Genomic DNA, 16,187 nt, shown 5'->3' on the forward strand with positions numbered 1-16,187 from the left:
ATTAAGAAATAATTCTAAAAGCATTATGGCGTCTCATTACGAAGCACCTATTAGAAGACCTTTAGTTTTAGGTGAAAAATCATACCACGATGTTTCTGTGGATATCGCTAAACCTGTAGAAGGAAAAGCCAACAAATCATGGTGGATAGTTTTTTCTATCTCACTTGCGGCATTTCTTTGGGGAATTGGCTGTATTATTTATACCATTTCCACAGGGATTGGAGTTTGGGGCCTAAATAAAACCATCGGTTGGGCCTGGGACATTACCAACTTCGTTTGGTGGGTTGGTATTGGTCACGCAGGTACACTGATTTCAGCAGTATTGTTGTTGTTCCGTCAAAAATGGCGTATGGCAATTAACCGTTCTGCGGAAGCGATGACTATTTTCGCGGTTATTCAAGCAGGATTGTTCCCATTGATCCACATGGGTCGTCCATGGTTAGGGTACTGGGTTTTACCTATTCCAAACCAATTCGGTTCGCTTTGGGTCAACTTTAACTCACCATTACTTTGGGACGTGTTTGCGATTTCAACGTATCTATCCGTATCCTTGGTGTTCTGGTGGACTGGATTACTTCCTGACTTTGCGATGATTCGTGACAGAGCCGTAAAGCCTTTCCAAAAGAAAATCTATTCATTATTGGCTTTTGGATGGTCTGGTAGAGCAAAAGATTGGCAACGTTTTGAAGAAGTGTCTTTGGTTCTTGCTGGTTTGGCAACGCCACTTGTACTTTCAGTTCATACTATTGTATCCTTTGACTTCGCAACCTCGATAGTTCCAGGATGGCATACTACCATTTTCCCTCCTTATTTCGTAGCAGGAGCAGTTTTCTCTGGTTTCGCCATGGTAAACACGCTTTTGATCATCATGAGAAAAGTAGTGAGCCTTGAAGATTACATTACGGTACAGCATATTGAATTGATGAACATTGTTATCATGATCACTGGTTCTATTGTTGGAGTCGCTTATATTTCTGAGCTTTTCATTGCTTGGTATTCTGGTGTAGAATATGAACAATATGCGTTTTTAAATAGAGCTACCGGACCTTATTGGTGGGCATACCTTTTAATGATGACCTGTAACGTATTTTCACCACAATTTATGTGGTTCAAGAAATTACGAACCAGTATCATGTTCTCTTTCTTTATTTCCATCGTAGTAAACGTTGGGATGTGGTTTGAGCGATTCGTAATTATTGTGACCTCTCTTCATAGAGATTATATGCCATCAGCATGGACAATGTTCCAGCCAACATTTGTAGATATTGGAATTTTCATCGGAACGATTGGATTCTTCTTTGTATTATTCTTGTTGTATGCTCGTACCTTCCCGGTTGTATCACAAGCAGAGGTTAAAGCGATTTTGAAATCTTCTGGTCAGCGATACAAACGTATCAGAGAATCTGGAGAGAGTTTAGTTGGTACAGGTACTGATCCACGCACACACAATATTAATATTCATGCGGGCTCACCTATAGTTGATGAACAATCGACAGTTAAAGCACATGATCCTGAAGCAATAAATCAATTGATGGATAGTGTAGGTGTCTTTGATCCTTTAACACAAACCAAAGACGATTTACAGCAAATTAATGGGGTTGGTCCAAAAATGGAGGAAGTCCTTAATGGTATTGGAATCTATTCTTTTTTACAAGTAAGTAAGATGACCAAAAGAGAATATGACTTGTTAGATGAAATCACCGCTTCGTTCCCAGGAAGGGCAGAACGTGATGATTGGGCTGGTCAAGCTAAAATATTAATAAACAACAAAGAATAGTATGGAAACATCTTCAAAAGTTATTCACGCTATGTATACAGATGATGATGTCTTGATGGCCGCCGTTAAGAAAGTAAGGGCTGAGAGATATCACATTGAAGAAATATATACGCCTTTTCCGGTACACGGATTGGATAAAGCTATGGGATTGGCGCCAACAAGATTGGCAATTACGTCTTTTCTATACGGTTGTGTAGGTTTAGTAGTTTCTATCGTCATGATAGACTATATGATGATTGAAGACTGGCCTCAAAATATTGGAGGGAAACCAAGTTTCAGTTATCTTGAGAACATGCCTGCATTTATTCCAATTATGTTTGAGTTAACGGTATTTTTTGCAGCACATTTATTAGTGATTACATTTTACTTACGCAGTAAATTGTGGCCGTTTAAAAAAGCAGAAAATCCTGATATAAGAACAACGGACGATCATTTCTTAATGGAAATAAGTGCCGGAGACAATATTGACGAACAGTTTGATATATTAAGAAATACAGGAGCGGTAGAAGTTACCTTAATTGATAAAGCACACTAATACACATGAAAAGCTTATTTAGATTAATAATATTGATGGTCGTTTTGGTTTCTTTTGCATCATGTCAAAATAAATCGAGACCTAATTATCAGTTTTTTCCTGATATGTATGAGCCAATAGGTTATGAAGCTTACGGAGAAGTTGAGTTTTTACCTGATGGGATGGCTTCAAAATTGCCTGCCGAAGGATCTGTAGCAAGAGGTCACATACCTTTTGATATTGATGAAAGCATTGAGGGTTATAACTTGGCAAAAGCAAGTTTAGTAACACCTTTGGATTCTACTCAAATTGATGGTCCTAGAGGCGGCCAGTTATATGATATATACTGTGGTGTTTGTCACGGTAAAAAAGGAGACGGCCAAGGCATCTTGGTGCAACGTGAAAAGATTTTAGGAGTACCTTCTTTTGATGACCAAGGAAGAGCAGTAACTCAAGGAAGCGTTTACCACACCATTCATTATGGTAAAAACGTTATGGGTTCTTATGCTAACCAATTAAATGAAGAAGAACGTTGGCAAGTTGTGGATTACGTGATGCAATTAAAATCAGAATTAGGAGGAAGTCAGACTGTTAAAGATTCAATATAGATATGTACACAATTTCAAATAGATTAAAGACATTTTCCATCATCCTTATTGTTTTGGGTGCATTAGGGGTGGCTTATGGTTTTATGACATCTCATAAATCTTTAGAAGAGGTTAAGACAATGCTTGTTGAGGAGCATGCACATGATGGCGGACAGGACGCCTCTGCACAAGTACACACTGAAAGTCCCGATAGTGCTGTTTCAGGTACTGCAGACGTTTCGCATGATGATGAACATGCAGTGCACGTTCAAGCACAGTTAGCTAAAAGACCTTGGTCTGCCATGTATGTGTCAGCCTTGTTTTTTATGTTCATCGCTCTTGGAGCGCTGGTATTTTATGCACTTCAAATTGCTTCACAATCAGGTTGGTCTCCGGTATTATTTAGAGTCATGGAAGCTATTTCAGCCTATCTTTTGCCAGGAGCTATTATTGTGATTCTTCTTGCCGTAGGTTCACACTATATCGGTCAGAACAACGAAATATTTGTATGGATGAACCCAGATGTGGTTGCTGAGGATAAATTGATCCAAAACAAATCGGGTTATTTAAATATTACTGCATTCCTTATAAGAGCTATTATTTTTATTGGAGGTTGGTGTACCTATAGATATTTTGCACGAAAATTTTCAATCGCTCAGGATAATGCTGAACCTGGTGATAACAGAAACTTCAAGAAGGGTTTTAGAATAGCCGCAGGATTCTTAGTGTTTTACTTGTACAGTGAATCCGTAATGTCATGGGATTGGATCATGAGTGTAGATCCACACTGGTTTAGTACCTTATTTGGATGGTACGTGTTGTCAAGCATGGTTGTTTGTGGTATTACCGTAATTGTAATGCTAACGATATATTTAAAAGGGAAAGGTCTCTTACCAATGGCTAATGATAGCCACATTCATGACTTGGCGAAGTATATATTCGGATTTAGTATTTTCTGGGCCTATTTATGGTTCTCTCAATTCATGTTAATTTGGTATGCAAACATTCCAGAAGAAGTAGTATACTTCGTTTCGCGAATTGAAGATTATAAATTACTTTTCTTTGGCATGGTGGCGCTTAACTTTGTGTTCCCATTCTTGATCTTGATGAACAGTGATAACAAGCGTGTTCCATGGTTTGTGATGATGGCTGGCGTTGTAGTCTTAATAGGACATTACATTGATGTCTTTGTAATGATTATGCCTGCCACTGTTGTAGATAGATGGTTTATCGGAATCCCGGAAATTGGATCGGTTTTATTATTTGGAGGTCTGTTCTTATTGGTCGTATTTACGTCCTTGTCAAAAGCTCCTTTGACTCCAAAAAACAATCCATTCATTAAAGAAAGTGAAAATTTCGAATATTAATAACCTATAAAGAAGAGAAACGACAATGACTGCTTTATTCATAATTATCATAGTACTTTTTGCGGCGGTAGCCATTTGGCAAATGGTCAAAATATTTGATCTAGCCCAGGTAAGTACTGACACCTCAAATAATGGAATAGCAACTGATTACGATAATAAGATCAATGGTTATTTGATGTTGGCATTTTTAGCCTTTATTTATATCATAACAATTATTTCTTTTGTGTATTGGGGTGACTTACCACTCATGTCAAACGCAGCTTCAGAGCATGGTTCTGAAGTTGATAATTTGATGATGATCTCCATGATTGTAATTTTTACCGTGCAAATCATCACCCAGTTTTTACTCCACTATTTTGCTTTTAAATACCGAGGAGAAAAAGGTAAGAAAGCCTTATACTTTGCTGATCATAATACCTTAGAAGCCGTCTGGACCATTATTCCTGTTATTGTTTTGGCAGGACTGATTATTTATGGGCTCTTCACTTGGAATTCGATTATGAATATTGATGAAGATGCTGATCCAATGGTTGTAGAGCTTTATGCGCAGCAATTTGGATGGACCGCACGTTATGCAGGTCAGGATAATGTTTTAGGATTGGCTAACGTAAGATTGATTGATATTGATAGAGCGAATGTCTTAGGTATTGATGAAGCAGATCCTAATGCTGAAGATGATATTATTGTAAAGGAATTGCATTTGCCAGTTGGCAAGCCTGTACTTTTTGAAATACGCTCCCAAGATGTATTGCACTCGGCTTACATGCCACATTTTAGAGCACAAATGAATTGCGTGCCTGGAATGATCACGAAATTTGGATTTACACCAACCATTACCACAAAGGAAATGCGTGAAACTCCCGAAATGATTGATAAAGTTCAAAACATCAACAATATACGCGCTGATAAGAGCAAAGAGCTTATGGCCAAAGGTGAAGAGGAGCTTGACCCTTATGAATTCCATTTTCTTTTACTCTGTAACAAGATTTGTGGGAAGTCTCACTATAATATGCAAATGAATATTATTGTAGAAACCCAAGAAGAGTACGATGCTTGGATTGCTGAACAAAAGACCTTCAAAGAATCATTGAAATAATAATAACATCGTTTTAAACAAGTATATATAGATTATGTCAACACACGCAGTAGATATTCACGCACATGACGACGGTCACGGACATCATCAAAAGGAAACCTTTATAACCAAATATATCTTTAGTCAAGATCATAAAATGATCGCTAAGCAATATTTGATTACGGGAACACTTATGGGAATCATTGGTGTAATGATGTCTCTAATGTTCCGTATCCAGATTGCATGGCCTGAAGAACCAAATATTCTTTTTGAAGCTTTATTAGGCAAATGGGCGCCAGGCGGAGTCATGGATGCAGATATGTATTTGGCCTTAGTAACCATCCATGGGACAATCATGGTGTTCTTCGTGTTAACGGCCGGTTTGAGTGGAACTTTTAGTAACCTATTGATTCCTTATCAAATTGGAGCCCGAGATATGGCATCAGGATTTATAAATATGTTGTCCTATTGGATATTCTTCGTGTCTTGTATCATTATGATGGGGTCGTTGTTTCTTGAAGCTGGTCCCGCTGCTGCAGGATGGACAATTTATCCTCCTTTGAGTGCCTTACCAATGGCTCAGCCAGGTTCAGGATGGGGGATGACACTTTGGTTGATATCCATGGCGTTATTTATTGCGCAATCTTTATTGGGATCATTGAACTATATTGTGACTGTTATAAACATGCGTACTAAAGGCATGTCAATGACAAGATTACCTTTAACTGTTTGGGCGTTTTTTGTAACTGCAATCATCGGTGTGGTATCCTTCCCAGTATTATTATCAGCCGCCTTATTATTGATTATGGATAGAAGTTTTGGAACGTCCTTCTTCTTATCAGATATTTTTATACAAGGTGAAGTCTTGCATTACCAAGGTGGTTCACCCGTACTTTTTGAGCATTTATTCTGGTTCTTGGGCCACCCTGAGGTTTATATTGTAATTCTACCTGCGATGGGATTAGTATCAGAAATTTTGGCGACCAACTCCCGAAAACCGATTTTTGGTTATCGTGCGATGGTGGCTTCCATTTTGGCAATCGCATTTTTATCTACAATTGTTTGGGGTCACCATATGTTCGTTTCAGGAATGAATCCGTTCTTGGGATCGGTGTTCACATTTACAACGCTATTGATTGCGATACCTTCTGCCGTCAAGGCCTTTAACTGGATAACCACCATTTGGAAAGGAAATATTCAGATGAATCCCGCTATGTTGTTCGCCATTGGTTTTGTATCTACATTTATCACAGGAGGATTGACAGGAATTATTGTTGGAGACAGTGCTTTGGACATTAACGTGCATGATACGTATTTCGTTATTGCCCACTTCCACTTGGTTATGGGAATCTCAGCCATCTACGGTATGTTTGCAGGAATTTACCATTGGTATCCAAAGATGTTTGGAAGAATGATGAATAAAAACTTAGGATATATTCACTTCTGGATTACTGCGATCTCTGCTTATGGTGTATTCTTCCCGATGCACTTTATCGGAATGGCAGGATTACCTAGACGTTATTATACCAACTCGGCATTCCCCTTGTTTGATGATCTAACCGATGTGAATATTGTAATTACCGTATTTGCATTAATTGGAGGAGCGATACAACTTGTTTATCTATATAACTTCTTCGTTAGTATTTTCTATGGTAAGAAAGCAACTCAGAATCCGTGGAGATCGACAACATTGGAGTGGACAACCCCTGTAGAACACATTCATGGCAACTGGCCAGGAGAAATCCCTCATGTATATCGTTGGTCTTATGATTATAGTAAGCCAGGACATGATGATGACTTCGTACCGCAAAACGTTCCTTTAAAGGAAGGTGAAGAGGAAATGCAGCATTAACCAACAATTCCTGCGCAGGCAGTAATGTTATAATAAATAATCAAGGACCTTTGGATTGAGTTATCATTCTGAAGGTCTTTTTTATTAGTGTTGTTTTATATAATTGCGATTGATTAATCTTGGCTTTCTGTAAAACGAGATTGCCGACTTCGCGGGAATAAATTCGAGACTGGAGGAATATCATAAACATTATTATATCATAAGCCTTTCTGAATAAGAAGGGCTTTTTGTTTATCTTTGTTTTGGGACAAGCTCTTATGACATCTATGGGCTTAGCTTTACAAACATTTTATTTAATGACTAAAGAGATTCCCGCTTTCGCGAGAACTAAACATGAACGATAACCTAAACCCCTCCAACGATAACTTTTCACCAGAAGAATTTGATGTTGAAAAAAAACTGAGACCACTATCCTTTGATGATTTTACAGGTCAAGAACAAGTGTTGGATAACTTAAAGATTTTTGTAGAAGCCGCCAACCAAAGAGACGAAGCTTTGGACCATACTTTGTTTCATGGCCCTCCAGGTCTCGGAAAAACCACGTTAGCTCACATTTTAGCGAGCGAATTGGGTGTGGGCATCAAAGTTACTTCTGGGCCAGTATTGGACAAACCAGGCGATCTTGCGGGGCTTTTGACCAATCTCGATGAACGTGATGTTTTGTTTATTGATGAAATTCATCGACTGAGTCCAATTGTTGAAGAATATCTGTATTCCGCTATGGAAGACTACAAGATCGATATCATGATTGAGTCCGGACCAAATGCCAGAACAGTTCAAATTAACCTGAACCCGTTTACATTAATTGGTGCCACTACCCGTTCCGGATTATTGACGTCCCCAATGCGGGCCCGTTTCGGGATCCAAAGCAGATTGCAATACTACAACACCGAATTATTGACCACCATCACCCAGCGTAGTGCTTCTATTTTGAATGTTCCCATTTCTATGGAAGCTGCTGTTGAAATTGCTGGTAGAAGTAGAGGTACACCAAGAATTTCCAACGCCTTATTGCGTCGTGTTCGGGATTTTGCACAAATAAAAGGGAATGGCAATATTGATATTGCCATAGCCAGATTTGCACTTAAAGCCTTGAATGTGGATGCGCACGGTCTTGATGAAATGGATAATAAAATTTTGTTGACCATTATAGAAAAATTTAAGGGCGGACCGGTAGGGATTACCACTCTGGCGACCGCAGTAAGTGAAAGTGCTGAAACTATCGAAGAGGTCTACGAACCTTTTTTAATCCAGCAAGGGTTTATCATGCGTACCCCGCGTGGCAGGGAAGTGACTGAATTGGCGTACAGACATCTCGGAAAAATAAAGGGTAGTACGCAGGGAGGATTGTTCCCATAACTTATTAAAAGTTAACTTTAGTACTTCCATAATTTTTTTGTGAATATTCGTGATCCCGATAGATGGGAATCTGCCTAAAATTTTACCCAAAACAATGGCGTCAAATAAAGAAATTCCTTCAGTTCCGTTAATTAGTTTTCTAAAGCATTCTTTGGAAATCCTAAAGAACCCCTTGAATTTTCACCATGCCAATTTTACTGCAAAGGGCGATACGTTTAAACTGAAAATTGGTTTCTCCACAGAGATTGTTTTTTCGCGTGATGCAGCCTTTGCCGAATATGTCCTTCAAAAAAATCAACGCAACTATACCAAGTCTAAAATCCAAACGGAAGACTTGGTCAAATATGTCGGGAAAGGACTGCTGACTTCTGAAGGTGAATTATGGAAAAAGCAACGGCAACTCATCCAACCGGCATTTCATAAAAAACAATTGGCTCATCTGTTGGATAAAATTCAAGGAGCCATTCTCTTGGAATATGAACATATTGAAATTGATAAAACTATCGATGTGTTCCCCGTTTTTAACGATCTCGCTTTTCAAACCGTCGTTAAATCTTTGTTCAGTAGCGCGGCAGATGCTGAAGATATCAGCCGATTACAATATATAACGGAAGCTGCACAGAAAATGTTGGTCAGAGAACTTAGGCAACCTTATTTAGGCTGGTGGTTTAAAGCAAGTGGCACCATAGAAAAACATTTGGAACTGACTCGGGAAGCACGACAAATCCTTAAAAACATTGTAAAGACGCGACGCGATTCTGATGAAAAGCATGGCGATTTGTTGGATATGCTTTTGGAAGCGCACTATGACGACGGGAGTTTTATGGAAGAAGAACAGCTGATAGATGAAATCTTAATACTGTTTATCGCAGGACATGAAACGACTTCCAATGCCTTAACTTTTATTTTTCAACTCTTGGCGAAGCATCCTGAATGGCAAGAGAAAATTTACCAAGAAAATATCCAAATCACCAAAGAATCTGAAGACTTGATGCATTTGGTGACTTCATCGAAAATCTGTCAGCAAGTCATTGAAGAAGCGATGCGTTTATATCCTCCTGTATATTTTATTGATCGGGTAAATATTGAAGAAGATGAGTTTAATAATTTGATCTTTAAAAAAGGTTCAAACCTATTATTTTCTATTTATGAGATTCACCGTCACCCAGAATTGTGGGAAAGGGCAAACGAATTTTTACCTGATCGTTTTGAAGACGGTGGACGAAAATTCTCATCCCAATATTTCCCATTTGGCGCCGGTCCAAGAAAATGTATCGGGAATAATTTTGCTATGTTTGAGATGATTATTGCCGTCACTGAACTGGTTAAAAACTATAACATAGCGGCCGAATTTGACACTATAGAGATCACGCCTTTAATTGCGTTAAAGCCTAAGAACGCTTTTTTAAGATTTGAAAGCAGAAATAAGTGATAAACAACAAATCCAAATACAGCCAACTCATAAAAACTGAAGCCAAACGTCTCGGTTTCATGTCTTGTGGTATCAGTAAAGCTCAGTTTTTGGAAGAAGAAGCACCGCGACTCGAAAAGTGGTTAAAGAATAACATGCATGGCGAAATGCAGTACATGGAAAATCATTTTGATAAGCGTCTTGATCCAACAAAACTTGTGGAAGGCTCAAAATCCGTCATTTCCCTATTACTGAATTATTATCCGGAGGAAACTCAAATTGAAAACACCTATAAGCTCTCAAAGTACGCTTACGGTACAGATTATCATTTTGTAATCAAGGATAAGCTAAAAGAACTTTTAAATTTTATCACTGAAGAAATCGGCGAAGTCAGTGGTCGTGCCTTTACCGATTCTGCACCTGTTTTGGATAAGGCGTGGGCGGCTAAATCAGGATTGGGATGGGTTGGCAAACACACCTTGTTATTGACCCAACAAACGGGCTCATTTTATTTCGTAGGGGAATTGATCATTGATTTGGAGTTGGACTACGATTCACCAACAACCGATCATTGTGGCACCTGTACAAAATGCATCGATGCCTGTCCTACCCAAGCCATTACGGAACCTTACGTGGTTGATGGCAGCAAATGCATCTCGTATTTTACCATAGAATTAAAAGATAAAATCCCCAACGATTTTAAAGGCCAATTTGACGATTGGATGTTTGGCTGCGATATCTGCCAGGATGTGTGTCCGTGGAATCGCTTTTCAAAAGCACATAGCGAACCCTTGTTCAATCCGCACCCAGAATTATTGTCCATGACCAAAAAAGATTGGGAAGAAATTACTGAAGATGTATTTAAGGACCTCTTTAAAAAATCACCGGTGAAACGGACTAAGTTCGAGGGTTTGACGCGGAATATCCAATTCCTGAGAAAGTAGGAATCTTAATTTTTTGTGGTCGAAATTTAGAATTGAGACAAAAAACATTAAATTCTTTGAGTAAACCTGATGATTTTTCCCCTAATCCCTAATCCCTAATCCCTAATCCCACTGCCTCAATTATACCAAACCGGCGTCGGCTTCCCCAAATCAAAATCCTGAAATCCAAAATCTTTAGTTTCATATGCATTCGTTTTGAAAATATTATTCCCTTTCCCTGGAATCTGTGGATAAAAAGAAAATGACACTTGAAAAGAACTGAACACTAAATAATCATTTCTGATAATAAAACCGGCGCCAAAAGAACTGTATAACTTGCTCTTAAAAATGGACTCATCTTCGTTGCCCAAAGCAGCAGCATTAATGTTAATATAGGGGTTCAATCGAAATCCCAACACTTCCCAAGGGGAGTAAAACTGCGTTTGTAAGGAAAGCACATATTTCTTAGTCCCCATAAGATCACTATCAAATCCCGGAATACCAGCACCTTTTTTTAGGTCGAATTTGTTGTTATAAACACCTCTGAATTTATTCTCTTTGTCTATAGTAATCTGATCGCCTTCCGATGGTAATCTGTTTGTGCCAATAAGAATCTGAGGTTTTACAAACTGACGCATTTTCCAATCGTTGCCCAAAGAAATCAATTTTGTAAAGTAATTGGCCTGTAAAGAAAGTGTTGTTTGTTCCAGATGGCTATGATCCACAAAAGTTCCGATTTCAAAACTGGTGCTCAAATAACCCCATTTGAAATAATTTCCATGGGATGCTTTGGCTCCAAGATACATGCGGTTGTGCTGGTTTTTTCTTTGGTAACCTCCAGTTACAGCATATACAGTACCAATTGGAACATCTTCGATAGTGCCATCCCTAAAAATATAATCGTCCTTTACGAACTGTCGTGATGCAATACCCAAGCTTCCTAAATAAAACGATTCGTTCGCAAAATATCCAATACTGTCATAGGCCGCAGTTGGCCGTTCTTTATACCCTACATGCAAATATCTCAAACTGCTAATGAGATTAGTGGTTCGTTCCTTTTCTGAAGGGCCATCAAATATTTTAAAAGCATGGCCACCCCAAAAATCTTGGGTCATATATTTAAATTTCTGTAAATCAGATTCGCCTTGGGCATCTTCTAAATATTCCTCCCTAAATTGTTCATCAAGATAAACCCCTCCAGCCCAGCGTGCAAATGGGGAATAGAAAGGACGTTCAACATCTAAGACTTTGCTATAATAGCCATCTAGATTAATTTTATAAGCCAAATTGGTTTCAATAAATGTGTTATTAATGTTGGGCACTCTATAATTCATATCATAACCATAGTTGCCGTCTTCCAAACTTTTGGTAACACTATTGTTGAACTCATGTCCAAACCCAAGGAAATTCCGGTTTTTCAGCCTCACCTTAGTTTTTGAAGTAGAAATGCTGGCCGATGGGATTAAACTCCAAGAGTCCAAGACTTCGATATGAAGATCAATGGAATCTTTTGAGGTTTCAACATTTTTAGCCGTGACTTCAACCCGTCTTATATAACTCTGTGACCTAATCAAACGTTCGGATTCGTTTAATAACAGCGTGTCTAACGGAGTGTTTTCCTCAATGAGCAAGGTGTTTCTTATGGCGAAGGCTTTCGTTTTTATATGAACAAAATTCCCCGTTTTTTCTATCCAACTGTTTGCGGTTTGGGTACTGTCTGTAAATGAAAATCCAAAAGGATCATGACTTTCAACAGTGATATTTCGGATGATTTTTCCTTCAAAGGGTGCTAAATTTTGCTTCGGGCGGTTTTGCGGAGATTTTACCGGTCTTTTTGTAGTAGATCTAAAAATTAATTTATGAAGCGTTTTGGTGAACTTTCTTTTTTCTGAATAGTCTTCTATCTTTTTGTACATAGAGTCCTTCTTGGTTACGGGTACTTGTGCCTCAACCATAGTATGGAAAAAGAGAAATAAAAGGATGAAAAATAAAACTTTCAAGCGCATCAGTAAAAGTGGGGTTCAAAAAAATACATCACAAATATAATCCAATTCAAGAGGTTAAAAATATAAATTATTAGTGAAATTCTGTTTTTGAAATTGGATGTTTTTTGGATATCGCCATAGGTTTAAAATGATTCTGGAATTAATCTCGCTGTTTCTAAAGTCGCCCGTGTGGCTGTCTTTAGTTCTTGAACGGATACATTCGTTTTTCAAATATATTAATCAAACTATCGTCTAAGTGGCACGCATTGAAAATTAGTTCTTCAGCCAAAATCGTGTTACCTAAAGAAAATTATACCAAATCCAATTAATGTCATATTTCTTTTCTCATAAAACAGTTACCTTTGTTCTTTAGCTAAAAATTTTAATTTTTATGAGTAAACAGAGCAAACGTAGAGAAGCATTAGTATATCATGCAAAACCAACTCCAGGAAAAATAGAGGTGGTTCCTACAAAAAAATACGCAACACAACGCGATTTGTCTTTGGCCTATTCTCCAGGTGTTGCAGAACCCTGTTTAGAAATTGCCAGAGATGTCAATAATGTCTATAAATATACAGCCAAAGGCAATTTAGTGGCCGTAATTACCAATGGTACCGCCGTTCTAGGCCTTGGAAATATTGGTCCTGAAGCATCAAAACCGGTAATGGAGGGTAAAGGTCTACTTTTTAAGATTTTTGCTGACATTGATGTTTTTGATATTGAGATTGGTACTGAAAATGTCGAGGAATTTATCCAGACAGTTAAGATGATTTCACCAACTTTTGGTGGGATTAATCTGGAAGATATCAAAGCACCTGAAGCTTTTGAAATTGAGCGGCGTTTGAAGGAAGAATTGGATATTCCCGTAATGCACGATGATCAACATGGTACGGCAATCATTTCAGCGGCAGCATTATTGAATGCCTTGGAGCTTGCCGATAAAAAAATTGATGAGGCTCAAATTGTCATCAGTGGTGCTGGTGCAGCGGCTATTTCATGTACCCGTTTGTACCAAGCTTTTGGTGCGAAACGTGAAAATATTGTAATGTGTGACAGCAAAGGGGTCATCAGACAAAACAGAACAAATTTAACTTCAGAAAAAGCAGAATTCGCAACCCATCGTGAGATCGAAACCCTTGATGATGCCATGAAGGATGCCGATGTGTTCATTGGTTTATCCACATCAAATGTTGTATCTCCTGAAATGTTATTGTCGATGGCAGACAATCCTATCGTCTTTGCCATGGCCAATCCAGATCCTGAAATTGAATATCAATTGGCCATAGATACACGAAAGGATATCATTATGGCAACAGGACGTTCTGACCATCCTAACCAAGTGAATAACGTTCTTGGATTTCCATATATTTTTAGGGGTGCTTTAGATGTAAGGGCCACTAAAATTAACGAGGCCATGAAAATGGCTGCGGTTGAAGCCCTTGCTAGTTTGGCAAAACAGAATGTGCCCGAACAAGTGAATATTGCCTATGGCGAAACCCGTTTGACCTTTGGTAGGGATTATATAATTCCAAAACCTTTTGATCCGCGTTTAATTATAGAAGTACCTCCGGCTGTAGCGCAAGCGGCAATGGATAGTGGCGTTGCCAAGGAGCCGATAACGGATTGGAATAAATACCGAGATCATTTAAGGGAACGTTTGGGCTCTGATAATAAAATTGTCAGGTTGTTGACCAATAGAGCAAAAATGGACCCTAAACGCGTGGTTTATGCAGAAGCAGATCATTTGGATGTCTTAAAGGCCGCACAGATCGCATACGATGAAGGAATTGCCATTCCGATTTTGTTGGGAAGAAGAGAAACCATTCTGAGTTTAATGGCTGAAATTGAATTTGACGCCAAGGTTGAAATCATCGACCCTAAAAGCGATGAAGAAGAAATACGTCGCAATAGATATGCAGAAGTATATTGGTCACAACGCAAGCGCAAAGGGGTCACACTTTATTCGGCTCAAAAGCTGTTGAGAGAACGTAATTATTTTGCCGCAATGATGGTTAATGAAGGCGATGCAGATGCTTTGATTTCTGGATTTTCAAGAAGTTATCCAACCGTGGTCAAACCTATGTTGGAACTCATTGGTTTGGCAAAAGGCGCCACTCGTATTGCTACAACAAACCTTATGATGACCCGTCGTGGGCCTATGTTCTTGAGTGATACCTCAATCAATATTGATCCACCGGCGGAAGATTTGGCTACCATTGCACAAATGACCGCCAGAACGGTAAGAATGTTTGGAATGGAGCCGGTTATGGCTATGATCTCATTTGCTAACTTCGGATCTTCTCCAAGTCCGAAAGCAACAAAAGTTAGGGACGCCGTGAAAATTTTGCATGAGACCAGCCCTAATTTGTTGGTTGATGGAGAGTTGCAAACGGATTTTGCCCTCAATCAAGAAATGCTTCAAGAGAATTTTCCGTTTTCAAGATTGGCTGGTAAAAAAGTCAACACACTTATTTTCCCAAATTTAGATTCGGCAAACATCACTTATAAACTTTTGAAAGAACTCAATGGTGCGGAATCCATTGGGCCAATCATGATGGGCATGCGCAAACCAGTGCATATTTTGCAATTGGATGCCAGTGTTGATGAAATTGTCAACATGACCGCGATTGCAGTTATTGATGCACAACAAAAAGAGAAAAGAGAACAAGAAATGAAAGCGGCTTTAGAAAAAGAATCAGCTTTGTAATGAAAATAATTTTATTACATTTGAGTCTTTAACTAAAGCCAATACATGATTACACATATTCAAGGGAAACTTGTTGAAAAAAATTTAACTGATGTTGTAATTGATTGCAATGGCGTAGGCTATCTTGTCAATATATCACTGCACACCTATTCTCAAATTCCAGAAGGCGACTTTCTTAAACTATACACCTATTTACAGGTTAAGGAAGACTCGCATTCTTTGTTTGGTTTTTCTTCAAAAGCTGAGCGTGAGATTTTTAAATTGTTGATTTCGGTGAGTGGCGTAGGCGCCAGTACCGCTCGTACCATGCTGTCTTCTTTGACTCCAAAACAAGTTAGGGAAGGAATAGCGCATGGTGATGCGGCATTAATGCAATCCGTCAAAGGTATTGGTGCAAAAACTGCGGCCCGTATCATTTTGGATTTGAAGGATAAAGTGCTGAAGATTTATGATATTGACGATGTTTCGACAATTAGAAACAATACTCACAAAGATGAAGCGTTATCTGCTTTAGAAGTTCTCGGATTTGTACGAAAACAAGCAGAACGTGTGGTCGAGAAAATAGTTGCCAATCAACCCGATGCAAACGTAGAAGTCATTATAAAAGAAGCATTAAAAAATTTATAACCG

General features: G+C 38.6%; 12 protein-coding genes. 11 read left to right on the plus strand and 1 reads right to left on the minus strand.

All coding sequences use genetic code 11. The features are described from left to right. The first annotated feature begins 25 nt into the window (after window positions 1–25). The 9 genes from nrfD (at window position 26) to queG (ending at window position 10,886) form a co-directional block, all read left to right on the plus strand. Window positions 26–1,777, plus strand: coding sequence for an NrfD/PsrC family molybdoenzyme membrane anchor subunit (gene nrfD / locus ESZ48_RS03570; RefSeq protein ID WP_129015915.1), 1,752 nt, complete (start codon window positions 26–28; stop codon window positions 1,775–1,777). A gap of 1 nt (window position 1,778) precedes the next feature. Then, window positions 1,779–2,312, plus strand: a complete 534-nt coding sequence (locus ESZ48_RS03575; protein ID WP_129015916.1) for a DUF3341 domain-containing protein — start codon at window positions 1,779–1,781, stop codon at window positions 2,310–2,312. Window positions 2,313–2,317: 5 nt separating this feature from the next. After that, a complete protein-coding gene (locus ESZ48_RS03580) occupies window positions 2,318–2,899 on the plus strand; it encodes a c-type cytochrome (protein WP_129015917.1) in 582 nt (193 codons plus the stop codon). Between the two features lie 2 nt (window positions 2,900–2,901). Beyond that, window positions 2,902–4,245, plus strand: coding sequence for a quinol:cytochrome C oxidoreductase (locus ESZ48_RS03585; protein ID WP_129015918.1), 1,344 nt, complete (start codon window positions 2,902–2,904; stop codon window positions 4,243–4,245). 25 nt (window positions 4,246–4,270) lie between these two features. Next, entirely contained in the window at window positions 4,271–5,341 is a 1,071-nt protein-coding gene (locus ESZ48_RS03590) for a cytochrome c oxidase subunit II (RefSeq protein ID WP_129015919.1), read from the plus strand. Window positions 5,342–5,375: 34 nt separating this feature from the next. Beyond that, window positions 5,376–7,172, plus strand: a complete 1,797-nt coding sequence (locus ESZ48_RS03595) for a cytochrome c oxidase subunit I (protein ID WP_129015920.1) — start codon at window positions 5,376–5,378, stop codon at window positions 7,170–7,172. Between the two features lie 333 nt (window positions 7,173–7,505). Then, window positions 7,506–8,531 (plus strand): Holliday junction branch migration DNA helicase RuvB, encoded by a 1,026-nt coding sequence (gene ruvB, locus ESZ48_RS03600; RefSeq protein WP_129015921.1) that lies wholly within the window; start codon window positions 7,506–7,508, stop codon window positions 8,529–8,531. A gap of 94 nt (window positions 8,532–8,625) precedes the next feature. Next, window positions 8,626–9,963 carry a cytochrome P450 gene (locus ESZ48_RS03605; RefSeq protein ID WP_129015922.1) on the plus strand — a complete coding sequence of 446 codons (1,338 nt, stop codon included), beginning with the start codon at window positions 8,626–8,628 and terminating at the stop codon, window positions 9,961–9,963. Continuing rightward, entirely contained in the window at window positions 9,960–10,886 is a 927-nt protein-coding gene (queG, locus tag ESZ48_RS03610; protein WP_394345718.1) for a tRNA epoxyqueuosine(34) reductase QueG, read from the plus strand. Before ESZ48_RS03605 ends, queG begins: the two co-directional genes overlap by 4 nt. 116 nt (window positions 10,887–11,002) lie before the next feature. On the opposite strand, the gene ESZ48_RS03615 is transcribed toward queG, so the two are convergent. Next, window positions 11,003–12,781: a BamA/TamA family outer membrane protein gene (locus ESZ48_RS03615; RefSeq protein WP_223266348.1), complete on the minus strand. Its 1,779-nt coding sequence runs from the start codon at window positions 12,779–12,781 to the stop codon at window positions 11,003–11,005. Window positions 12,782–13,241: 460 nt separating this feature from the next. Here ESZ48_RS03615 and ESZ48_RS03620 point away from each other — a divergent pair, with 460 nt between their 5' ends. Further along, window positions 13,242–15,557, plus strand: a complete 2,316-nt coding sequence (locus ESZ48_RS03620) for an NADP-dependent malic enzyme (RefSeq protein WP_129015923.1) — start codon at window positions 13,242–13,244, stop codon at window positions 15,555–15,557. A 45-nt stretch (window positions 15,558–15,602) separates the two neighbouring features. Then, window positions 15,603–16,184, plus strand: coding sequence for a Holliday junction branch migration protein RuvA (gene ruvA, locus ESZ48_RS03625; RefSeq protein WP_129015924.1), 582 nt, complete (start codon window positions 15,603–15,605; stop codon window positions 16,182–16,184). Window positions 16,185–16,187: the final 3 nt, after the last annotated feature.

It is taken from the genome of Gelidibacter gilvus (genome assembly GCF_004115975.1).
Classification (GTDB): Bacteria; Bacteroidota; Bacteroidia; order Flavobacteriales; family Flavobacteriaceae; genus Gelidibacter; species Gelidibacter gilvus.

What these genes read in the sequence shown, in the direction of transcription:
- nrfD (WP_129015915.1), top strand. Translation starts at nt 26, where the DNA reads ATGGCGTCTCATTACGAAGCACCTATTAGAAGACCTTTAGTTTTAGGT.
- ESZ48_RS03575 (WP_129015916.1), top strand. Translation starts at nt 1,779, where the DNA reads ATGGAAACATCTTCAAAAGTTATTCACGCTATGTATACAGATGATGAT.
- ESZ48_RS03580 (WP_129015917.1), top strand. Translation starts at nt 2,318, where the DNA reads ATGAAAAGCTTATTTAGATTAATAATATTGATGGTCGTTTTGGTTTCT.
- ESZ48_RS03585 (WP_129015918.1), top strand. Translation starts at nt 2,902, where the DNA reads ATGTACACAATTTCAAATAGATTAAAGACATTTTCCATCATCCTTATT.
- ESZ48_RS03590 (WP_129015919.1), top strand. Translation starts at nt 4,271, where the DNA reads ATGACTGCTTTATTCATAATTATCATAGTACTTTTTGCGGCGGTAGCC.
- ESZ48_RS03595 (WP_129015920.1), top strand. Translation starts at nt 5,376, where the DNA reads ATGTCAACACACGCAGTAGATATTCACGCACATGACGACGGTCACGGA.
- ruvB (WP_129015921.1), top strand. Translation starts at nt 7,506, where the DNA reads ATGAACGATAACCTAAACCCCTCCAACGATAACTTTTCACCAGAAGAA.
- ESZ48_RS03605 (WP_129015922.1), top strand. Translation starts at nt 8,626, where the DNA reads ATGGCGTCAAATAAAGAAATTCCTTCAGTTCCGTTAATTAGTTTTCTA.
- ESZ48_RS03615 (WP_223266348.1), bottom strand. Translation starts at nt 12,781, where the DNA reads ATGTACAAAAAGATAGAAGACTATTCAGAAAAAAGAAAGTTCACCAAA.
- ESZ48_RS03620 (WP_129015923.1), top strand. Translation starts at nt 13,242, where the DNA reads ATGAGTAAACAGAGCAAACGTAGAGAAGCATTAGTATATCATGCAAAA.
- ruvA (WP_129015924.1), top strand. Translation starts at nt 15,603, where the DNA reads ATGATTACACATATTCAAGGGAAACTTGTTGAAAAAAATTTAACTGAT.